Here is a 23,212-nt window from a genome sequence, read left to right on the forward strand (position 1 = left end):
AATATTTAAAAGTCCACATTTACCCCAATAGTAAAGGATCGGGGCCTTGGATAGAAGTTATTATCTATTGCATTGAAATTCTCAGGATCCTGCCCATCATATTTGGTAATGATAAACGGATTGTTCAAAGCTCCATAAAAACGCATGGATACATTAGGGACCGCATCATCCAATCGGTATCCCAATACAATGTTTTCACATCTTAGGAAAGTAGCATCTTCCAAAAAATAATCAGACCACGGCACTTCATTCTGTATGTCTACAAAATTGAAGTCTGCCGCTCCAGTATAAAAATCAAGGACATTGGACAAACTGGCCGTATTATCAGGCAGGGCATTGTCCACCCAACCTGAAGTGAGCCTTTTTGCATTGTATACTTGGCCTCCTATTTGTCCCCTAAAGCTAGAACTCAAATCGAATTTACCATAGTTAAAGTTAAATCCGAATCCAAAGGTCCAGTTAGGACGTAAAGTTTTATAATATCTGTCATCGTTGTCAACTACTCCATCCCCGTTAAAATCAGCAAAGGCCCCATGGATTGGATTTCCCTGGTCATCATATAACTGTTTGTACACCCAAGCCGAATAAGGCTGATAACCCACGGCATGATACGCCAAATAATTACCCGTACCTGTAGGCAGTCCCGACTCTATTGCAGTTATTTTGGAGACATCTTGCAAATCGGTCACTTCTGCCCGACTGTATGACGTATTGCCGTAGAACTCCAATGTTATTTTATCTTGATTTAAAGCCCTAACATTAAAATTGACCTCAAAACCCTTGCTCTCGGTCGACCCCACATTTTTAGCAAAGGATGACCCTAGAGATTGGCCCGGAGCCGTTGGCACATAGGCAAGCAAATCATCAGTAGTTCGGTAATAGGCATCTATAGAACCACTGAGGACATTATTCGGGAAAAACCCAAAATCAAGACCCACATTAAAGGTCTCCGCCTTTTCCCAAGTTAAATCCGGATTAAAATTTATGGCAGAATACAGGGCGTAACCACTTAAATATTGACTTGTGGCCCCACCAGCTTCAAATAACGGAACTGAAGGGTAATAGCCTACAGACCCAGTAATATCCTGCTGCCCTGTTCTACCCCAGCCAAGTCTTAGCTTTAAATTGTTCACAAAATCGATATTCTCCATAAAATCCTCTTCATAAATCTTCCAAGCCAGGGCTGCTGCAGGAAAATAACCCCATCTATTATCTTTTGTAAATAGAGATGAAGCATCTGCCCTAAAAGAGAGTGTCAGAAGGTATTTATCATAGAAGTTTATGTTGGTACGACCAAAGAACGACTGTAAGTTAAGCTCTGTATAATAACGATTGGTAGGATTCTGCTCATCAATCTGCAATTTTCGAAGCCCTGTTGCATCATCGTAAGTGTACTCTTCCTTATTACCGTCGTTTTTAAAATTCTGATAGGAATACCCAGCCTGAACATCAAAATTGGAAACAATCCCATCCAATTCCTTTTCGTAGGCCAAATAAGACTCAAGCGTTCGGTTTATAATATCCTGATTTTCTCTATAATTGACCCCTGGATTGAAAACACCCATTCTTTCATCTTCATTTATATTATAAGTAGCAATGGAATTATCCGAATACACTTCTTTAATCTTGGATTTGGAAGCTTCAATACCCACATTCGCCACAGCCCTTAGTTCGGGCAAAAAATGCATTTTATAATCCAGCTCCATGTTGGCAAGAATTTTTTTCACTCTTTCCGGGCGATATCTTTGCATCAAAATGGCTACCGGATTCCATTGCCCATCCAACTGCATCACGTCAAATTCTTCATCATAAGTAAGATTTTGATAATATCCGCCAAAAAGATTGCCTGCGGAATTGTCGTAAATAGGTTTGGTCGGGTCCATATTCACAGCACCTCCCAATGCTCCACCTTCATCAATCGCATTCTTTTTGGACATGATTCCCTTTGCATTGATGTCAACCTTTAAATGGTCATCCAAAAATCGTGGTGTAAGCTTTACAGAACTTGTAACACGTTCGTAATCACTTGTCTTTACCAAACCTTGACTATCGGTATAACCCAATGACATTCGAATAGGAACCGACTTAAAAATACTTCCTCGGGCACTAAAGTTGTGGTCAAAGGAAATCGCTGTACGGTATATGGCATCTTGCCAATCGGTATCATATAAAATCCTTCCCTCTATTGCCTCGGTACTTAAATCATCCTCTGCATCAGTGCTAGGATCATCCACACCGAGTAAATCTGTTTCTGTAGGATGGTATTCTTGAATGAATCTTGCAAAAGCATCCCCATCCATCATATCTATTTTTTTGCCAACTTTACTAACTGTGGTGTTGGAAGAGAAATTAAATTTGAATCCTCCCGTCAAACCTTTTTTGGTTGTAATGATGATTACCCCGTTGGAAGCCCTGGAACCATAAATTGCCGTGGCCGAAGCATCCTTTAGGATGGAAAAACTCTCCACATCGTTAGGGTTGATCAGTGTCAATGGATTGCTCACACCTGCTGGATTGGTATTGTCCACTGGAATACCATCAATTACAATCAAGGGATTATTGTTAGCTGTCAACGATGATCCTCCACGAATACGAATATTCGGAGCAGAATCGGGCTGACCACCATTGTTGGTAATCCTTACCCCTGCAGTTTTACCCGTAAGGAGTTGATCCGTGGAAACAATGGCACCTTTGTTAAAGTCCTCCGTAGTTACCGAAGAAACCGATCCGGTGGCATCCTCCACTGTTGTGGTACCATAACCGATCACCACAACCTCATCGAGTAGAGTGGTATCTTCATCAAGGGTCACGTTCAATGTACCTCCCGAAACAACCACTTCTTTAGGTTGAAACCCAATGTAAGAGAACACTAAAGTGTCACCCATATTGGCTTCTATCAGGTAATTCCCATCAAAGTCCGTTGCCGTACCTTGACTCGTACCTTTTATGATGATACTCACACCAGGCAATGGATCCTGGGTTGCGGTATCCGTAACCATCCCTTGCACAGTAATTTGGGCATACTGTACAAAAGGAACCAAGAACATGCACCATAAGAGGTACATTCGTTTAATTCTCATATTGAAGTTTGTTAAAGTTAATTTTTAAGAATATGCTATATTTCACTTCCCAAAGGCGAAAATATGTAATTAAGACCCCCATTTTTTTGACATTTGTCAGTTTTGGGCACTTACAACGTTTTCTGGTTGACAAAAAATTACCTTCTGACCCTTAATCCGAGTATATTTGAGAAATAATTGGATTTTACCCCTGAATCCGATGAAAGATCATGCAGAATGAAACCTAAAATGACGCTCAAAAAGATTGCCTCGGAGTTGGGGCTTTCCATTTCAACCGTATCCAAAGCACTTAAGAACAATAAGGATATCAGTAAGGAGAACAGGGAAAAAGTACAGGCATTCGCTAAATACTACAATTACCGCCCCAACAGTGTTGCACTCAGCCTCAAAAACAGGAAAACCAAGACCATTGGCGTGATAATTCCCGAAATAGTCCACCACTATTTTGCAAAAGTCATTTCGGGCATAGAAGAAGTAGCCAATTCCAAAGAATACAACGTTATCATTGGAGTAACCAATGAATCGTTCAACAAAGAAATCATCAACATGGAAATGCTGATTGATGGCAGTATTGATGGATTTATCATCTCGCTTTCCAAAGAAACATTACAGAAAAAGGATTATAAACACATCAGGGAGACCATTAACCAAAATATACCCGTGGTGATGTTCGATAGGGCCGTTGATGAGATACCATGTGACAAAATCATCATAGATGATCGCAAGGCAGGCCGTATGGCCATTCAAAAATTGATTGATGAGGGACGCAGAAAAATCCTATTGCTTACCACAAAGGATTATTTGAGCATAGGTCGTCTCAGAACAGAGGGATACAAAGATGCACTAGCCGCCAACAATATCCCCTATCATGAAGATCTAGTCGTAAGAATTGGAGAACTTGGGGATTCCGAAGAAGACCAAAGAAACTTGGAACAGCGCATCAACAGGGTGTTTGAAATGCATCCAGATATTGATGGTATTTTCGGGGTCAACGAAATTTATGCCGTTACTGCCCTAAATGTCGCCAGACTGCGTGGTCTCGATGTGCCCGAGCAACTTTCCGTTATCGGTTTTTCCGATGGCATCCTTTCCAAGTATGCGCGCCCACACCTTACCACGGTCAGCCAACATGGCTTTCATATGGGGGAACTGGCCGCAGAAACCCTCATTTACAGATTAGAGAAAATGGACAAGGACCAGATACCTCCATATACCACCCAAGTGGTAAAAACAAACCTTATTATTCGGGATTCCACCAGAAACAATACATCAATTGAATTGTAACTGGAAAGACCAAAAAGAGGTTCTTTATCATAAAAAGACATATCTTTGTCCTTATCAACGCTTATATTTTACTTCCCAAGTAAAGAAATGGGCAGCCTAAACTGCTCATATTGTGAAACTAACACATATCACAATGTTCCAAAAGCGTAGATTAAGCTTCTGGGAAATCTGGAACCTCAGTTTTGGATTTCTTGGAATTCAAATGGGTTTTGCCCTCCAAAATGCCAATGCCAGTAGAATTCTCCAAAGTTTCGGGGCAGATGTCCACGAACTATCGTGGTTTTGGATCGTAGCCCCACTCACTGGACTTATTGTACAGCCCATTGTGGGCCATTACAGCGACAAAACCTGGACCCGTTTAGGCCGTAGGCGACCTTATTTTCTTACGGGAGCCCTTTTAGCTTCGTTGGGTCTTGTCCTTATGCCCAATGCTGACATGTTCACCGCCTTTTTACCCTCTCTTTGGGTTGGTGCCGGTATGCTCATGGTCATGGATGCTTCCTTTAATATTGCTATGGAACCTTTTCGGGCTTTGATTGCGGACATGCTACCATCGGACCAAAGAACTTTGGGCTATAGCATCCAAACCGTCCTTATTGGAGTTGGAGCCGTTATAGGTTCGTGGCTTCCCTATGCATTGACGAATTGGGTGGGGATCAGTAATACTGCCGTGGCAGGGGAAGTTCCTTTGAACTTGCTGATTTCCTTTGTAATAGGTGCCTTAGTTCTCATCATCAGTGTGGCAATCACAGTGTTTACCACAAAAGAGTACACACCTGAGGAAATGGCACTGCTCAATCAAAATGGGGAATCTGAGGGAACAGAAAAAAACACGAATAGTCTACTCGATATATTTACCGACTTTGCCCTAATGCCAAAGACCATGCGTCAATTGAGCTGGGTCCAGTTTTTTTCATGGTTTGGGCTTTTTGGGCTTTGGGTATTCGCCACCCCTGCCATTGCAGAGCACATTTATGGTCTGGACCCCAACAATAGCCAGAGTACTGCCTATCAAAATGCAGGTGATTGGGTGGGTATCCTGTTTGGGGTGTACAATGGGATTTCTGCCATTTTTGCCTTTTTCCTGCCTGCCATTGCAAAAAAGGTAGGACGAAAAAAGACCCATACCATTTCTCTGGTAGTAGGAGCCTTGGGTTTCCTATCCATTTACATTATGCCCGATGAAAACTGGCTGATACTTTCCATGGTGGGAATCGGGGTTGCTTGGGCCAGTATTTTGGCAATGCCCTACGCTATTCTGGCAGGCGCCATTCCTCCTCAAAAAATGGGGGTTTATATGGGTATTTTCAACTTTTTCATTGTAATACCACAAATCGTGAATGCCTTTATCGGAGGCCCCATGGTGGAATACTTTTATAATGGTCACCCCATCTATGCTTTGGTAACAAGTGGGGTAGCATTTTTAATTGCAGCTCTATTGGTGGCAAGAGTGGAAGATATTGATGACAAAGGACTCTCAATTTAACTGAAATTCATATTTTTCAAGTTACCCTAACATACACAAAAACAAAACTATAGGTTTTAGATTTCATACAAACTAGAAACACGTCAATCAACAGTAAAAAATGAATCAAGATTATATTCAACCCAATCCATGGAGCCTTATCGAAGAGGGTTTCGACAAGGAACGCGTAAAGTCTTCCGAAAGTCTTTTCAGCATTGGAAACGGAGCTATGGGCCAACGTGCCAATTTTGAAGAATCCTATTCAGGCCCCTCCTTTCAAGGAAGCTATATCGGGGGAGTGTACTATCCAGATAAAACCCGTGTAGGATGGTGGAAAAATGGTTATCCCGAATATTTTGCCAAGGTATTGAACGCTCCCAATTGGATCGGTATCGATGTTGGGATAAATGGTACGCCTTTGGATTTGGCCACCTGTTCCAATATCAAAAATTTCAAGCGGGAGTTGAACATGAAAGAGGGTTGGTATCAAAGAAGCTTTGTAGCCACCACCTCCAATAACATTGAAATTAAAGTGGTGACCACACGGTTTTTGAGTTTATCACACGATGAAGTAGGAGCCATCAAATTTGAAATCACTCCGCTTAATTCCGATGCGTCGGTGGTTTTCAAACCCTATATTGATGCAGGCATTACCAATGAGGACAGCAACTGGGACGATAAGTTTTGGAACACCACAAAGGTAACATCACAAAAAAACAGGGCATTTATTGAGTCGCACACCATGAAGACCCATTTTAATGTGTGCACATTTATGCAGGCCCATTTAGTATATGGCAACACCTTAAAAGCTACACCCGATTCCGAGAACAGGGAAGATCTCTTCATCGGTTTTGAATTTGCTGAGACCGTAAAAAAAGGAGAAAAAGTAAGTCTGATCAAATATGGTGGTTATACGGTAGACCGTAATCACGAGGCCGATAAATTGACCGAAGCTGCCAACATCGTATTAGATCAAGCATCTTCCCTAGGGTTTGATGGGCTTTTGGAAGAACAGAAAAAAGCTTGGGCACAGATCTGGGAAATGAGCGACATCCATATCGAAGGCGATGTTAAAGCACAACAAGGCATTCGTTTCAATATTTTTCAACTGAACCAGACTTACACGGGAACAGATTCACGGTTGAACATTGGCCCCAAAGGATTCACGGGCGAAAAATATGGAGGTAGTACCTATTGGGATACCGAGGCCTACTGTCTTCCATTTTATATGGCGACCAAAAATCAGGAAGTAGCCCGAAAACTGCTCAAATACAGGTATAATCACTTGGAAAAAGCCATTGAAAATGCTGAGAAGTTGGGCTTTAAAAACGGAGCCGCCCTTTACCCAATGGTAACCATGAACGGGGAGGAATGCCACAACGAGTGGGAAATCACTTTTGAGGAAATTCATAGGAATGGTGCCATAGCCTACGCCATTTACAACTATACCCGATATACCGAAGATTACAGCTACGTTCCAGAAATGGGATTGGAAGTACTGATAGGAATAGCCCGTTTTTGGCAGCAGCGCGTCAACTGGTCCGAAAACCGTAACAAATATGTAATGCTGGGCGTTACAGGGCCAAATGAGTACGAAAACAACGTGCACAACAATTGGTACACCAACTATATGGCCAAATGGTGCCTGGAATATACGCTGGAACAATTGGAACACGTGCAACAGAACTATCCTGCCGATTATAACAGGGTGATGGAAAAAACGCATTTGACCAATGATGATACCGATCTTTGGAAAAAAGTAGCCGCCCAGATGTATTTTCCTTACTCCGAAGAGCATGGGGTTTATCTGCAACAAGATGGTTTCTTGGACAAAGATTTGATCCCTGTGGCCGATTTGGATAAAAAAGAACGCCCCATCAACCAACATTGGAGTTGGGACCGCATTCTTAGATCACCATACATCAAACAGGCAGACACACTTCAAGGTTTCTATTTCTTTGAAGATCATTTTACCAATGAAGAACTTGAAAAACACTTTGATTTTTACGAACCGTTCACCGTACACGAATCATCTTTATCACCATGCGTACACTCCGTTCAGGCTGCTAAATTGGACCGAATGGAGCAAGCCTACACTTTTTACCTCCGTACATCCAGATTGGATTTGGACGATTATAACAAAGAGGTGGAAGAAGGATTGCACATTACCTCCATGGCAGGAACTTGGATGAGTATTGTGGAAGGTTTTGGCGGTATGAGGATAAGAGATGGAAAACTATGCTTTGCCCCAAAAATCCCTGATCAATGGGAAATGTATTCCTTTAAAATCAATTTCAGGAATAGAATTTTGAAAGTGACGGTTACCCAAGACGGGGCCACCTTTGATATGAACGAAGGAGATACATTGGGAATTTTGGTTGATGGCAAAAAGGTAACCCTAACATAAAACAGCTATGAAACAGCTATTAAAATCCATTGGTCTTTTAAGCTTTTTGTTGATTTTGACCTCGTGGGTTTCTGCCCAAGAATTAAAATCTCCAAATGGCAGTTTTACAATGGATTTCCACCTTTTGGAAAATGGAACGCCAACATACCAATTGGATTTCAATGACGAGACCATCATTAAAACCAGTAAACTCGGTTTTGAATTAAAAAATGATGCCAAATCCCTTTTGGATGGATTTACAGTTGTGGACTCCAATAGTTCGACTTTTGATGAAACTTGGGAACCGGTCTGGGGAGAGGAATCGGAAATTAGAAACCATTACAACGAACTGGCTGTTACCCTAAAACAGAATGAAACCGAACGCATTATGGTTATTCGTTTTCGTTTGTTTAATGATGGACTCGGTTTTCGATACGAATTTCCACAACAAAAGAATTTGGTGTACTTCGTAATTAAGGAAGAACGCACCGAATTTGCCATGTCGGGAGACCATACCGCTTTTTGGATTCCTGGAGATTACGACACTCAAGAATATGACTATACCGAATCTCGATTATCGGAAATTAGAGGGTTGTTCGATAGTGCCGTAACTCCAAATGCATCACAGCAACAATTCTCCAAAACAGGGGTGCAGACTGCCCTGATGATGAAAACCGAAAATGGCACCTACATCAACCTGCATGAAGCCGCTTTGGTGAACTATGCTTGCATGCACCTCAATTTGGATGATAAAAACTTTATTTTCACTTCTTGGCTGACCCCGGATGCGGTGGGTGACAAAGGTCAAATGCAGGCACCCAGACATACGCCTTGGCGCACCATTATAGCGAGTGATGATGCAACGGATATTTTGGCTTCCAGAATGACCTATAATCTGAACGAACCCAATAAAATTGAAGATACCTCTTGGATTCATCCCGTAAAATATATTGGGATTTGGTGGGAAATGATCACCGGGAGTGGCAGTTGGGCCTATACCGATGAATTTCCATCGGTACAATTGGGAAAAACAGATTATTCTAAAGCCAAACCTAACGGAAGACATTCGGCCAATACCCAACACGTAAAAGATTATATCGATTTTGCTGCTGAAAATGGCATGGATGCCATTTTGGTGGAAGGTTGGAATGTAGGTTGGGAAGATTGGTTCGGTCACCACAAAGATGATGTGTTCGATTTTGTGACCCCCTACCCCGATTTTGATGTGACCGCATTAAGGGATTATGCAAAATCAAAAAACGTAAAATTGGTAATGCACCATGAAACTTCAGGGGCAGTAAGAAATTACGAGCGCCACATGGACGAAGCCTATGCTTTTATGCAAGAAAACGGATACGATGCCGTAAAAAGTGGCTATGTTGGGGATATTTTACCAAAAGGACAAAACCATTACAACCAATGGGCGGTAAATCACTATCAATTTGCCATTGAAAAAGCTGCGGATTACCAAATTATGGTGAATGCCCACGAAGCAGTTCGCCCAACAGGATTGGCAAGAACTTGGCCCAATTTAATCGGGAACGAATCCGCCAGAGGCACAGAATACCAAGCCTTTGGAGGCTCTAAACCCAATCATGTTACCGTATTGCCTTTCACCAGACTTATAGGTGGACCGATGGATTACACTCCTGGGATTTTTGAAATGGACGTGAGCAAATTGAATCCAGATAATCAAAGTCATGTGAATTCGACCCTTGCCAACCAATTGGCACTGTATGTGACCATGTACAGTCCACTTCAAATGGCAGCCGATGTTATTGAAAATTACAAACGGTTCCCAGATGCCTTTCAATTCATAAAAGATGTACCTGTGGATTGGCAGCAAAGCAAGTACCTTGAAGCTGAACCCGGTGCTTACATTACCGTGGCCAGACAAGACAAGAACAGTACAGATTGGTTTGTGGGAAATGTGAACGGAACCTCTGGACGAACTACCACGATTCCCTTGGATTTCTTGAAAAAAGGCAAAAAATACGAGGCCACTATTTATAGTGATGGCCCAAATGCCCATTACAAGACCAATCCTCAATCGTATAAAATCCAATCAAAAACAGTGAGTTCAAAATCCAAATTAAAGCTTACATCAGCTCCAGGTGGCGGATTCGCCATCAGTATAAAAGAACTTTAAACAAACACTCATGAGAAATATCTTAATCCTGCTGTGCCTAGCCATAGCCAATTTATCTTTTAGCCAAGTGGAACGCATAGAACCATCTTATTGGTGGGCTGGAATGAAACAGACCGAATTGGAGCTTTTGGTCTATGGCAATAACATCAACGACCTACAACCCGAATTTTCAGGGAATATCACCATCAAAAAAGTGGTGAAAGTGGAAAACCCCAATTATTTATTTGTAACGATTGACACGGATGGGATAACACCAGGAACCTATACCCTATCCTTCAAAAAAGGACGTAAAACGGTAGATTCTTCCGATTATGAATTCAAACCCCGAAGGGAAAACTCCAGACAAAGAAAAGGCTTCGACTCATCGGATGTGATTTACCTTCTGATGCCAGACCGATTTGCCAACGGGAATCCATCAAACGATAGTACTACGGAAACCATTGAAAAAGCCAATAGAGATGATCAAGGAGGTAGACATGGTGGCGACATTCAAGGGATCATAGATCATTTGGACTATATCAACGAACTGGGTGCAACCACCTTGTGGAGCACACCCCTCACTTTGGACAACGAAAAAGTCTATTCGTACCACGGCTATGCCAGTAGCGATCTTTACAAAATTGACCCACGCTATGGTTCCAACGAAGATTTTGCGAAGCTTTCCGCCGAACTCCATCAACGGGACATGAAACATATTATGGACTTTGTTCCCAACCATTGGGGATTGAGCCATTGGCTGATTCAAGATTTACCTTCGAGCGATTGGATACACTATTGGGAAGGTGGGGAAAATGGTTTTAAGCGAAGCAACTATATCCAAACTACCCAGTTCGATCCTTATGCATCGGAAATTGATGCCAAGGGCTGTATGGATGGTTGGTTCGACTACACCATGCCCGACATGAACGAAAACAATCCCATGCTGATCAACTATCTGGTACAAAATGCCATCTGGTGGATAGAGAGTGGGGATTTGGACGGTATTCGTGTTGACACCTATCCTTACAATGACAAGGAAGGAATTACCAAGTGGGTAACCCGTGTGATGGAAGAGTACCCCGACTTCAACATTATGGGAGAAATTTTCATGCACGAAACCGCCCATATCGCCTATTGGCAAAAAGATAGTGAAATTGGTGCCATACAAGGTTTCAATTCCAATTTACCCACGGTAATGGACTTTCCTCTGCACGATATCCTACCCCAGGTTTTCAAGGAAGACGAGCAGCATTGGGGCGATGGCGTATATCGGGTTTACGACCATTTGACCAAGGATTTCCTCTACCCAAACATCAATAATCTTTTGATAAAAATGGGCAACCACGATGTCAATCGCATCAATCAGGAGTTTGAGGGCGACGTGGACAACTACAAATTGGCACTTACCCTGATAATGACCCTACGCGGAATACCACAAATCTATTATGGTGATGAAATAGGAATGATGGGAGACAAAGGCAAGGGCGACGGCGATATTCGTCGTGATTTCCCGGGCGGATGGGCCGGGGATGAGCAGAATGCCTTCACTTCCAATGGAAGAACCGATACACAAAACGAGTATTTCGATTTTACCAAAAAACTATTGAACTGGCGAAAAGGTCAAAAAGCCGTTCATTTTGGGAAAACCCTTCACTTTTCACCTATAAATAATGTCTATGTATATTTTAGATACCTGCAAAATGATCCAGATGAAACCGTGATGGTGGTTTTGAACAACTCCGATAAAGATCAAAAAATTGACCTCGAGCGATTTTCTGAAGGTATCCAAGGATACGAAAAAGGGTTGGACATAATTTCGGGCAAGGAATACGAAATGAATCAACCCTTGGAAATCGGTGCTAAAACCGGATTGGTTTTTGAATTAAGGTAATTCGGAGTATTTTCATATCAACTTAAAAATTTAACCATGAAAAGATTAATGCTATGCGTATTGGTATTTCAACTTGTAGGATGTGCCGAGCTTCAACAAGTTGTGAACCAATTGCCACAAGGAACCACTGGAATAGGAAATGACCAAATAGCCCAAGGATTGCGAGAGGCCCTGAACATGGGCATTGAGAAACAGGTGAACAAACTTACCAGCGAAAATGGATTCTATAGGAATGAACTGGTGAAAATTCTTCTCCCCGAAGAGCTTCAAAAAGTGGACAAAACCTTGCGCGACGTTGGACTTTCCAGTTTGGCCGACGAAGGCCTGAGAATCATTAACCGAGCGGCCGAGGATGCCGTAGGCGAAGCTACTCCAATATTTGTGGATGCGGTAAAGGGCATCACTTTTAATGATGCCAAACAGATTCTTTTGGGGAACGACAATGCGGCGACCCAGTATTTACAACAGGCTACCCGGACGCAACTTTACGACAAATTCAACCCGATCATTAAAAATTCATTTCAAAAAGTAGGTGCTGACCAAATCTGGAGCAATATCATAACCAAGTACAACAGCCTGCCCTTGACCAACAACGTGAACCCAGATTTAACGGATTATACCACCAATGAAGCTTTGGAAGGAGTATATACCATGATCGCCGTGGAAGAAAAAGAAATTAGGACAAAAGTTTCGTCCAGAACAACAGATTTGTTAAAAAAGGTATTCGCACTTCAAGATTAATCATAATTTTTTGCTAAAAATGCAATAACTCAAAAAATCAACCGTTATAAACTCAATAATCAAGTATAATTATAACAAATTCCTAAAGTTAAATTAACCTTGAGCTGAAGGTTAAACTTGAATTTTGTACAAGTTATCTGAGTTAGCATTTTTTTGAGTTAGTTAGTTTAAAAACCGGTGTTTCTCACCGGTTTTTTGTTTTCTCAGCTTTTCGGTATAATCCATCAAAAGCAATAGAGGTTTTTTCATCTTCTCCAAGCACCTCCCAAAATTGTCTAACGGTTCCATCATCGTTCTTGGTCCAAGTGATTCGATTCCTAAACTTTTTCCCCTCTTTTTCAAATTCATCAGAGGTTAAGATCATTTTATTGCCGTCCCTGTTTCCCTTCAATTTAAGAACAGCTCCGACATTATCCACCCATAACTGTTCCCATTGATTGCTCTCGGCATTAAAAAAATTAAGACTGGTCCCCGTATATCCCGGGTTGGCACTTGTCCATTTCTCATGAATAACACAACCATTCTCCTCCCTACTGACTACACTTGATCCAGCAGGACTTCCATTTTGTGAATTGACCACCTCCCACTCTCCTATCCAAAAATCAAAAGCCCTGTGATTCTCCGAACAGCAACTACATTTGTCATCATTTTGGGCATACAGAGCAAACTGAAATAAAATGGTCAGAATCAACACTGATTTTCTCATGATGGGAGTAATTTTAATTAAAAATTTGACCCCTTTTAAAGGTACGTTAATTTTATCCGACCTAAATGTAACCTATCAAGTGAACTAGGGAACCTTACGTTAAATTTTAGATAAATTACCTGATTTATAGATGTATACCACCTTTGAGCATAATCCACAAGCCTGTTTTGAACGTATCTTTGTTATTAACAAATCTTGAGAGCTATGAATAATCAGTATTGCAAAGTTGGATCGGTCACTCCCATCACAGGTTTAAGCCAAGCAGCCTCTGTTTTGGAGGTAATGCACCAAAATTTTATGGAAAAGGCCGCAAGTGTTGCCGGAAAGGACAATCAGTTGGGCGAATTCTTTAAAAGCAAAGCACAGAGCATTAAAAAGGTATTGGAAAACCTGTAGGTTGACCTTTATTTCTGTTTAGCCAGTTCAATTTGCATTTGCTGCTGGATTTCCTGTGCCTTTTTTGCAGCAGTTTCGGCAAAATCCAGTTCGGTTGAAGCATACAAAATGCCCCGAGAGGAATTTACCAACAAACCTACATCCTTGGTGATTCCATATTTGCACACTTCCTGCAAACTTCCCCCTTGCGCACCCACTCCGGGCACCAATAAAAAGCTTTCCGGCACAATTTTTCGAATATCTTCCAAATAAGTAGCCTTCGTTGCCCCTACCACATACATCAAACGTTCTGAGCCTTTGTACGTTTTTGAAACGGACAGCACTTCTTTGTACAATTCCTGCCCATCCACATTTTTGGTCTGAAAGTCAAAAGCACCTTGATTGGAGGTCAGTGCCAATAAAATGGTATGCCTGTCCTCGAACTCCAAAAAGGGCTCCACAGAATCCTTGCCCATATAAGGTGCAATGGTAATTGAATCAAAATCCATTGTCTCAAAAAATGCCTTGGCGTAGCGTGTGGAAGTATTTCCGATATCCCCACGTTTGGCATCGGCAATGGTAAATATTTCAGGGTAATTCGAATTAAGATATTCCATAGTTCGCTCCAAGGATTTCCACCCTTGCAGGCCGTAGGCTTCATAAAAAGCGATATTGGGTTTGTATGCCACACAATAGGGATGTGTCGCATCAATTATGGCCTTATTGAAAGCAAAAATGGGGTCATCCTCTTTTAGAAGATGCTTTGGAATTTTATCCAAATCGGTGTCGAGACCAACACAGAGGAACGATTTTTTTTGATGGATCTGGGCAATTAAATCTTCAATCTTCATTTTGATGGGTTCTCGACCGTACTGAACTTGGTTTTAATAGCTTAAAATATTTCCGAAGCTTCCTTGAGTTTTTCAGTGTTTTCCACCAACATCAACTCATCTATAATTTTTTGGATATCTCCGTTGATGATATTCTGTAAATCGTAAAGCGTAAGACCAATTCTATGGTCTGTTACCCTACCCTGCGGATAATTGTAGGTACGGATTTTCGCCGAACGGTCACCACTACTTACCTGAGAGTTACGCTTGGCAGCATCTTCTGCCTGTTTTTTGGCCAATTCCATATCGTACAAGCGGGCACGAAGCACTTTAAAGGCTTTGTCCTTGTTCTTGTGCTGGGATTTTTCATCCTGACATTGTGCCACGATACCGGTTGGTTCGTGCGTTAAACGTACTGCCGAATATGTGGTGTTTACCGACTGACCTCCTGGTCCAGAGGAACAGAAATAATCGATTCGAACATCTTTGGGGTCTATCTGTACATCAAACTCTTCCGCTTCGGGAATGACCATTACGGTAGCCGCACTCGTATGCACCCTACCTTGTGTCTCGGTCTGTGGCACACGTTGTACACGGTGTACCCCTGCCTCGAACTTAAGCGTTCCATAAACGTCCTCGCCATTTACCTCAAAGTGGATTTCCTTGTAGCCGCCGCTGGTCCCCTCGCTTAAATCGATTACGTTGGTCTTCCAACCTTTGGATTCGCAATATTTGGTATACATACGGAACAGATCACCTGCAAAAATACTGGCCTCATCACCACCTGTTCCCGCACGGATTTCCATTACCACATTCTTCTCGTCCTCGGGGTCTTTTGGAATCAGCAAGTATTTGATTTCCTCTTCCAACTTGGGCATGGCGCTTTTGGCCTCGTCCAATTGCATTTTGGCCATTTCCACCATTTCCGCATCACTCCCGTCGGCAATGATTTCTTCTGCCTCTTCAATATTGTTGGTAAGGGTTATGTATTCGTCGCGTTTATCGCTGAGCACCTTAAGATCTTTGTACTCCTTGTTGAGTTTTACATATCTCTTTTGGTCTGCGATAATATCAGGCTGTATGATCAGGTCCGATACCTCATCAAAACGCTGTTTTACGATGTTGAGTTTGTCTAGCATAAATCAATCCTCCTATAGGAATGCGAATTTACGATTTTTTAGTTGGATTATTTTCCAACTAAATGAAGTCAATTCCCAACAAATGTAGTCCCCAAGGTAACGATGAACGCATTGAGGCCATCACTCCTATCATATTGGCTAAATCGCAGATTGATGGTTTTCAACCCAAAATTGAGGACTCGGGCACTTGTGAAAATATCCTTGTATTGCACCCCTATCCCGTATTGGTGGGCATTGTAATCGGACAAATCGTAATCTGAAGTATAAAACTCGTAGGTGGACAATGCCTGCTCTTTGGGATAAAAATAATCCACCGCAGTTTGGGTATAGTAGCGATAGGTTGGGTACAAGGTAAACTTATCCGTGAGCTTAAATGGAGCTTCCAGACTTGCCGTGTGCGAACTGATACCCCAATCGTCCCAATAAAAACGGTAATAGGAACGTAGAATCACCACATCGTTCAAATAATAATTCAACCGGCCGCCCACAGGTATTTTGAATCGACTATCAGGCAATTGCTCCACATTGTCCGCTAATTGAAATTCATCAATATAAAAATCCTCAAAATCCGAAAAATAGACACGTTGGAAGGGTGTGCTTAATAATCCGTTTTGGGAAACCACATCCATAAACAATGCTCCCTGGAATTTTTGGCTCAAAATCTGGGAGAAACTCAATGAAAGCGAATAAGAGTTTCGGTTTTCATTGTCGAACTCTGTAAAAATTGGATTGTAGGTGCCGTTCCCTGTAATGCGATCATCAAAAAAGCCATTCCGCAGCTCTATCGGGTATTGTGAATTCCATTTATCTAAAAATACACGTCCACTCAAAGTGATTTCAGTATTCTTCTCATTGAAGAGTTTGGTAAAGCTACCACCAAATCCTATCGAAAAATAATCGTATTCCGAGGAAAAATAGGCATTGGCACTCCAAATAGTATTTCGGTCATCCGAACTATGTTGATAGGTTGGGTTGATATTGGCCAGTAAATCTTTTCGTGATTCTCCCGAAGATGCATCAAAAGGAGTAACATTGAGACCTCCATCCAGCGGATTCACGTTACTTGACGATGCCGAAGTGTATGCCGACAGACCAACATCCACAGTTAAAATATCATCTTCGTTCATGGGCATGCGCAATACAATACTGGAAGTGGCATCCGTTAATTCCTCGGTACCCTCGCCTCCAGTTACGGCAGCGTTCTGCCCATCTTGATTGTAATAACTGAACAATAAATCCACCTCACTTGTCTCCAAAGCCCTTCGCTTGTAGGAAGTGTCTCCTTGTTGGGACCAACCCACGAATACCATCAAAAAGAAAAAGATTACAGAAACGGATTTTACTGATTTGGACAACTGGGTCATAAGGTTTTCAATATGATAGATAGGTTTATCGTCAATTACATCCGCATCCGCCTCCTGTTTTGCCACCATTGGCACCTGAGGAAGCCTCCCTGTAAATATGGAAATTGGTCTCGAACCGTTCACTCGGCCTTGCACTCAATTGCATTTCTTCATCGTTCACATATACCTTGTCGTACTCTCGAACGGCTACACAGGAACTGGAAAGAATCAAAAGCAACAATAAAAAAAATGGTTTTCCCATACACTAAATGTACTAATTCGTATCGAACATGATACCTGAACTTTTTTGAATTTTATTTTCGGCATCCACGATAACGGCCTCCACCCCATCAATCTGGTTGATCATGTGCAGTCCCACATCCCGGCCCATTATAAAAACAGCAGTTGCCAAAGCATCGCACAATTCCGCCTGTTTTGCAAAAATGGAAACACTGCTTATGCCTCGGGTGGGATATCCCGTCCTTGGGTCGATGATATGCGAATACTTTTTGCCATCAAGGATAATGTACTTTTCGTAATTGCCCGATGTGGCCACGGAGGACTCTATGATGGGCAACCAACTGAACACTTTATCCTTGCTCAATGGGTTGGCAATACCCACCAACCATTTTTCCCCTGTAACTTTGGTTCCCCAAGTGGTAAGGTCTCCGGAAGCATTGATGATTCCTCCTTTCACATCCTTGGACACGAGAAGGTCTTTTGCCTTATCGGCGGCATACCCTTTTCCAATAGCGCCAAATCCTATGCACATGCCTTTTTCGGGCAGGTAAACCGTTTGATTTTCTTGATCCAATTGTATTTTTTGATACCCGACCTTTGAAACGGACTGTTTGATTTTTTCTTCCGAAGGGACCTTATCCATGGTACCATCAAACTTCCAAATCTCATCCATGGAGGCATAGGTAATATCGAAAGCACCATCGGTTATTTCCGATATTTTGATGGAACGCTCGATTAAATTCAAAAGTTCCCGACTTACCTTTACAGGTTTGATTCCTGCATTTTTATTGATCAGCGAGGTTTCGGAATCCTTGTCCCATGAAGAAATGATTTCTTCTATCCGTTTTATTTCGGATACAGCTTCATCTATATTGATATAGCCAATTTCCTCGTTCGGTGCCACCACGGTAATCTCGAACCGCGTACCCATCAGTTTCAAGGTCTTTTTTACGGTAACATCCGTTTCCCTCGACTGCCCGAACGACAGCAGGCAACAAAGACTGCAGGTCAAGGCAACGAAGGTTTTCATTTCAGGAATTTATTGAGGGTCTTGATGTATTTTTCGGGACTGGTCCGGGCCACAAAACCTGTGGTGCCCAAAACATTCTGATCTTTGTCCATGACCACCACCAACGGAAAATAACCCTTTGGGTTATATTTTTCGGCCAAGGACTTATTCACATTCAGTTTCTCTTCTGGAAGTTGATTCTTCTTTTTACGGGGAAAGTCCGCATCATACATTACGTAGTGTTCCAAAGCATACTCCTTGAACGCATCACTATCAAAAACATGTCGCTTTAAACGGATGCAAGGTGCACACCAATCGGAACCTGAAAAAACCAGAACAATAGGCTTGTCTTCGCCAGCAGCCTTGGTAAGGGCATCATCAAAACTATCTTGCCATTGTTGCGCCTGAAGCATACCACAGCTGGCAAATAGGAGTATGTAGATTAATTTTTTCATTGATTTGGGATTCAAAAAACTATTCATAAACCCGTAAGGTGGAACCATCAAGCTCAGTATTGAAAACCTTTAAGGCCTTCGCTGGGACACTATCCACTTGATTTAGAGGTGTACCATCTTGTGCAAAACGTGAACCGTGCACTTCACAAGAAAAGATACCTCCATTACTTTGACTGAACTCCACCTCAGCATAACCTTGATGACTGCATATCAAACTTGCTGCCACCAGTTCATCTTCCAAGTTTCTCGCAACAACAATATCTGTAAGACCATTTTCACTAACATTGGAAGCAACCTCAATGAATCCACCTAAATCATTTAATGAACTTGCATCAGGAGAATCTAAATCGATAGTAAAGTCAACACCAGAAGGAATATCCCTATCCCCCCCAACATCATCCTTGGAACACCCTTGTAAACAGGGAAATGTAAGGGCAAAGGCTGCACCTGCACCCAAACTTCTAAGAAACTCTTTTCTCTCCATAGCATAAGGTTTATATATTCAAACGCTATTTTGAATGAAATCGTATGCTAGTATTCAAACTTGCCGTACTGGCTCTGGATGGTCAATTTTTTACTTTCGGATGATTCCACTCGCCCAATAATCTGTGCATCCACATCAAAACTTTGGGAAATGGCAATGATTTCTTCCGCAACTTCTTTGTCCACATACAGTTCCATCCTGTGCCCACAGTTGAAGACCTGGTACATTTCTTTCCAATCGGTTCCTGACTGCTCTTGGATCAGTTTGAACAAAGGGGGAATGGAAAACATATTGTCCTTGATAATGTGTAGGTTCTCCACGAAGTGGAGGATTTTGGTCTGAGCACCTCCACTGCAATGTACCATCCCGTGGATTTCTTCGGATGAAAACCGCTTCAATACTTTTTTAATGATAGGTGCGTATGTTCTGGTTGGCGACAACACCAATTTACCGGCATCAAGTGGGGAATCTGTTACTTTATCCGTCAATTTTGTATTCCCCGAATACACCAATTCCCCTGGAACAGATGCATCGAAACTTTCTGGATATTTTTCGGCCAAGTATTTGGAAAACACATCATGTCGGGCAGAGGTCAAACCGTTACTGCCCATCCCTCCGTTATATTCGGTTTCGTAACTTGCTTTTCCAAAGGAAGCCAGACCTACGATAACATCTCCAGCTTTAATATTGGCATTATCGATTACCTTTTTGCGCTCCATTCTGGCCGTTACCGTGGAATCCACGATTATGGTACGTACCAAGTCGCCAACATCGGCAGTTTCCCCGCCCGTGGAGCGGATGGTAATTCCGTGTTTGTCCAAATCGGAAATCAATTCCTCGGTCCCATTGATGATGGCCGAAATCACCTCGCCTGGAATCAGGTTTTTGTTTCGCCCAATGGTGGACGACAACATAATATTATCGGTGGCACCAACGCAGATCAGGTCATCCACGTTCATAATGAGTGCATCTTGGGCAATCCCTTTCCAAACGGAAACATCCCCGGTTTCCTTCCAGTACATATAGGCCAAGGAGGATTTGGTACCTGCACCATCGGCGTGCATAACCAAACAATGGTCTTCGCTACCCGTTAAATAATCGGGTACAATTTTGCAGAACGCTTTTGGGAAAAGTCCTTTGTCAATGTTCTTGATGGCATTGTGCACATCTTCTTTCGAGGCTGAAACACCTCGTTGTGCATATCTTTTACTGGTATCCGATGACATATGAAAGGTTTGGGCAAAAATAACGGAAAGCCATCAAATTATTGATATGCTTCCCGTCTTTTCCTTTTTGTGGATCTATCTATTTGGAAAACAGCATTTCGCGGTACTTGGTAAATGGCCAGAATTCATCCGCGATCAATTTCTCCAAGGTATCCGAATGCTCACGGATCTTATTAAAATAAGGACTCACATTATTACAGTAGGCCTGTGCCTTTTTGTCCACTACCAACATACCGTTGGCACGTTTACGTGCATCTGCCATCTCATCGGTAAGTTTTTTGATCTCCACAATGTGCTCTCCTATCTGTTCCAAAATGTTCAATTGACCTTCGGCCACTTTTTTATGCGCTGCCCCATAGACTTCTTTTAAACCATGGATATTTTCCAATAACATATTTTGGTACTTCACTGCTGCGGGTATTATATGATTGTACACCATTTCGCCCAATACGCGGCCTTCAATTTGGATATGGAAAATATAAGCGCCCAATTCCACTTCTTTGTGTGCCTTGAGTTCTACCTCGTTCATTACATCCATCTGCTTGAAGAGCTCGTAGCTTTCCTTTGAAGTGATGACCTGCAGTGCCTCTGGCGTGTTTTTATTGAAGCTCAGTTTTCTTCTTCTTGCTTCTTCCTGCCATTCTATTCCATAACCGTCACCTTCAAAACGGATACGCTTGGAGGTTTTGATATATTCTCGAAGTACATTGAATACGGCTTCGTCCTTTTTCAGGTTTTTCTTGTCGATCAATGCATCGACCTCTTTTTTAAAGTCGGTCAACTGTTTAGCCACAATGGTGTTGAGCATTGTCATGGGTTTGGCACAGTTCATTTTGGCCCCGACGCCTCGCATCTCGAATTTGTTACCCGTAAAGGCAAATGGTGAGGTTCGGTTCCTATCGGTGTTGTCCAACAATATTTCAGGGATCTTCCCCACCACATTGAGTTTGAGCTCTGTTTTTTCCTGTGGGGAGAGTTTTCCTTTGGAAACACCTTCCAACTCATCAAGTACTTCGCTCAATTGTTGGCCTATGAATATGGATATAATCGGTGGCGGTGCTTCATTTGCCCCCAATCGGTGATCGTTACTTGCAGAGGCAATGGACGCTCTCAACAATTCTTCATACGTATCCACCGCTTTTATGGTATTCACGAAAAAGGTCAAAAACTGAAGATTCTTCATGGGTGTGGTGCCTGGACTCAACAGGTTTACACCCGTATCCGTTCCCAAAGACCAGTTGTTATGCTTCCCCGATCCGTTGATTCCAGAAAAGGGCTTTTCGTGGAACAACACCGAAAAGTTATATTTATCCGCTATCTCTTCCATCACATCCATCAACAATAAATTGTGATCTACGGAGAGATTCGCTTCTTCAAAAACGGGGGCCAGTTCAAACTGATTGGGCGCTACCTCATTGTGACGGGTTTTAACGGGAATGCCCAATTTCGTACACTCCTTTTCCAGTTCACTCATAAAACCGAGGACACGCGGTGGAATGACACCAAAATAGTGGTCGTCCAATTGCTGTCCCTTGGCAGAAAAGTTACCCACCAAGGTTCGTCCCGTTACCGAAAGATCCAAACGGGAATTCACCAATGCTCTATCTATTAAAAAGTACTCTTGCTCCCACCCAAGGGTAGCGTGTACTTTTTTTACGTTTTTATCAAAATATTGGGCGACGCCAGTTGCAGCCTGATCAATCGCATGCAGAGCACGTAGGAGTGGCGCCTTGTTGTCCAAAGCCTCACCTGTGTAGGCTACGAAAATGGTCGGGATACATAATGTTGTCTTGTACACGAATGCGGGCGAAGTGGGATCCCAGGCGGTATATCCGCGTGCCTCAAAGGTATTTCGGATTCCTCCACTGGGAAAGCTGGATGCATCGGGCTCTTGTTGCACCAATTGTGCTCCTCCAAACTTCTCCATAGCCCTTCCGTTGGGAAGAATATCAAAGAAAGCATCGTGTTTTTCCGCCGTAGCTCCCGTTAACGGTTGAAACCAATGCGTATAATGCGTAGCTCCCATGGAAAGTGCCCACGCTTTCATGCCTTCGGCCACTTGGTCAGCTATTTTACGGTCAATTTTTGTGCCTTGAAAAATGGCTGATTTCACTTTATCGAATGCTTCAGCTGTGAGAAATTGAAGCATTTTCTCTTCATTGAAAACGTTCTTCCCAAAAAGGTTGGATCGTTTTCCTGTTTCATCAATATTGGCGTGTTCCCTATTACGGCTTTCGGCCAAGGCCTGGAATCGTGTTTTCGGCATTTTCAACAATATTTAATTTTCAAATCTACAATTAAGAATTCAATAATTTAAACTGCAAAAATTACTTTTTTTTCATTCATCCCTTTTAAAAACAGGGGTAATATAAATAATAAACACAAGTTTGTGATTTTACCCCCTTAAAACATTGATAATTAAATGAAAAA

Annotated in this window: 18 protein-coding genes; 7 read left to right on the forward strand and 11 right to left on the reverse strand. The window is 42.3% G+C overall.

Annotated elements, in window-relative coordinates:
- Positions 1 to 5: 5 nt before the first annotated feature.
- Positions 6 to 3,080 carry a SusC/RagA family TonB-linked outer membrane protein gene (locus tag PY092_RS07260; protein WP_275615186.1) on the reverse strand — a complete coding sequence of 1,025 codons (3,075 nt, stop codon included), beginning with the start codon at positions 3,078 to 3,080 and terminating at the stop codon, positions 6 to 8.
- 216 nt (positions 3,081 to 3,296) lie between these two features.
- Between PY092_RS07260 and PY092_RS07265 the strand changes: the two genes are divergently transcribed.
- The 6 genes from PY092_RS07265 to PY092_RS07290 all read left to right on the forward strand — a co-directional run bounded on the left by PY092_RS07265 (position 3,297) and on the right by PY092_RS07290 (position 12,975).
- Entirely contained in the window at positions 3,297 to 4,364 is a 1,068-nt protein-coding gene (locus tag PY092_RS07265; protein WP_275615187.1) for a LacI family DNA-binding transcriptional regulator, read from the forward strand.
- 133 nt (positions 4,365 to 4,497) lie between these two features.
- Positions 4,498 to 5,850 carry an MFS transporter gene (locus tag PY092_RS07270; RefSeq protein ID WP_275615344.1) on the forward strand — a complete coding sequence of 451 codons (1,353 nt, stop codon included), beginning with the start codon at positions 4,498 to 4,500 and terminating at the stop codon, positions 5,848 to 5,850.
- Between the two features lie 100 nt (positions 5,851 to 5,950).
- Positions 5,951 to 8,236, forward strand: a complete 2,286-nt coding sequence (locus PY092_RS07275) for a glycoside hydrolase family 65 protein (protein WP_275615188.1) — start codon at positions 5,951 to 5,953, stop codon at positions 8,234 to 8,236.
- Positions 8,237 to 8,243: 7 nt separating this feature from the next.
- Positions 8,244 to 10,364, forward strand: coding sequence for a glycoside hydrolase family 97 protein (locus tag PY092_RS07280; RefSeq protein WP_275615189.1), 2,121 nt, complete (start codon positions 8,244 to 8,246; stop codon positions 10,362 to 10,364).
- Positions 10,365 to 10,374: 10 nt separating this feature from the next.
- Positions 10,375 to 12,234, forward strand: a complete 1,860-nt coding sequence (locus PY092_RS07285; RefSeq protein ID WP_275615190.1) for a glycoside hydrolase family 13 protein — start codon at positions 10,375 to 10,377, stop codon at positions 12,232 to 12,234.
- A 36-nt stretch (positions 12,235 to 12,270) separates the two neighbouring features.
- Entirely contained in the window at positions 12,271 to 12,975 is a 705-nt protein-coding gene (locus PY092_RS07290; protein ID WP_275615191.1) for a DUF4197 domain-containing protein, read from the forward strand.
- A gap of 184 nt (positions 12,976 to 13,159) precedes the next feature.
- On the opposite strand, the gene PY092_RS07295 is transcribed toward PY092_RS07290, so the two are convergent.
- Positions 13,160 to 13,681, reverse strand: coding sequence for a hypothetical protein (locus PY092_RS07295; RefSeq protein ID WP_275615192.1), 522 nt, complete (start codon positions 13,679 to 13,681; stop codon positions 13,160 to 13,162).
- A gap of 204 nt (positions 13,682 to 13,885) precedes the next feature.
- On the opposite strand from PY092_RS07295, the gene PY092_RS07300 reads away from it, so the two are divergent.
- Positions 13,886 to 14,077, forward strand: coding sequence for a hypothetical protein (locus PY092_RS07300; protein WP_275615193.1), 192 nt, complete (start codon positions 13,886 to 13,888; stop codon positions 14,075 to 14,077).
- Positions 14,078 to 14,085: 8 nt separating this feature from the next.
- On the opposite strand, the gene pyrF is transcribed toward PY092_RS07300, so the two are convergent.
- The 9 genes from pyrF to PY092_RS07345 form a co-directional block, all read right to left on the reverse strand.
- Entirely contained in the window at positions 14,086 to 14,907 is an 822-nt protein-coding gene (gene pyrF / locus PY092_RS07305) for an orotidine-5'-phosphate decarboxylase (protein ID WP_275615194.1), read from the reverse strand.
- Between the two features lie 41 nt (positions 14,908 to 14,948).
- The gene (gene prfA, locus PY092_RS07310; RefSeq protein WP_275615195.1) at positions 14,949 to 16,025 is read right to left on the reverse strand and encodes a peptide chain release factor 1; all 1,077 of its coding nucleotides are present in this window, start codon (positions 16,023 to 16,025) and stop codon (positions 14,949 to 14,951) included.
- Between the two features lie 68 nt (positions 16,026 to 16,093).
- Complete coding sequence (locus tag PY092_RS07315; protein ID WP_417958152.1) at positions 16,094 to 17,389, reverse strand: DUF3570 domain-containing protein; 1,296 nt, start codon at positions 17,387 to 17,389, stop codon at positions 16,094 to 16,096.
- 31 nt (positions 17,390 to 17,420) lie between these two features.
- Positions 17,421 to 17,630 carry a DUF4266 domain-containing protein gene (locus PY092_RS07320; protein ID WP_275615196.1) on the reverse strand — a complete coding sequence of 70 codons (210 nt, stop codon included), beginning with the start codon at positions 17,628 to 17,630 and terminating at the stop codon, positions 17,421 to 17,423.
- A 12-nt stretch (positions 17,631 to 17,642) separates the two neighbouring features.
- A complete protein-coding gene (locus PY092_RS07325) occupies positions 17,643 to 18,638 on the reverse strand; it encodes an FAD:protein FMN transferase (RefSeq protein ID WP_275615197.1) in 996 nt (331 codons plus the stop codon).
- The gene (locus PY092_RS07330; protein WP_275615198.1) at positions 18,635 to 19,072 is read right to left on the reverse strand and encodes a thioredoxin family protein; all 438 of its coding nucleotides are present in this window, start codon (positions 19,070 to 19,072) and stop codon (positions 18,635 to 18,637) included. The genes PY092_RS07325 and PY092_RS07330 overlap by 4 nt, the downstream gene beginning before the upstream one ends.
- A gap of 19 nt (positions 19,073 to 19,091) precedes the next feature.
- Positions 19,092 to 19,556, reverse strand: coding sequence for a QcrA and Rieske domain-containing protein (locus tag PY092_RS07335; RefSeq protein WP_275615199.1), 465 nt, complete (start codon positions 19,554 to 19,556; stop codon positions 19,092 to 19,094).
- A gap of 47 nt (positions 19,557 to 19,603) precedes the next feature.
- Entirely contained in the window at positions 19,604 to 20,782 is a 1,179-nt protein-coding gene (locus PY092_RS07340) for an AIR synthase related protein (RefSeq protein ID WP_275615200.1), read from the reverse strand.
- A 79-nt stretch (positions 20,783 to 20,861) separates the two neighbouring features.
- Complete coding sequence (locus PY092_RS07345) at positions 20,862 to 23,048, reverse strand: glutamine synthetase III family protein (protein ID WP_275615201.1); 2,187 nt, start codon at positions 23,046 to 23,048, stop codon at positions 20,862 to 20,864.
- Positions 23,049 to 23,212 lie beyond the last annotated feature (164 nt).

The organism is Flagellimonas yonaguniensis (assembly GCF_029193885.1).
GTDB classification, from domain to species: Bacteria; Bacteroidota; Bacteroidia; order Flavobacteriales; family Flavobacteriaceae; genus Flagellimonas; species Flagellimonas yonaguniensis.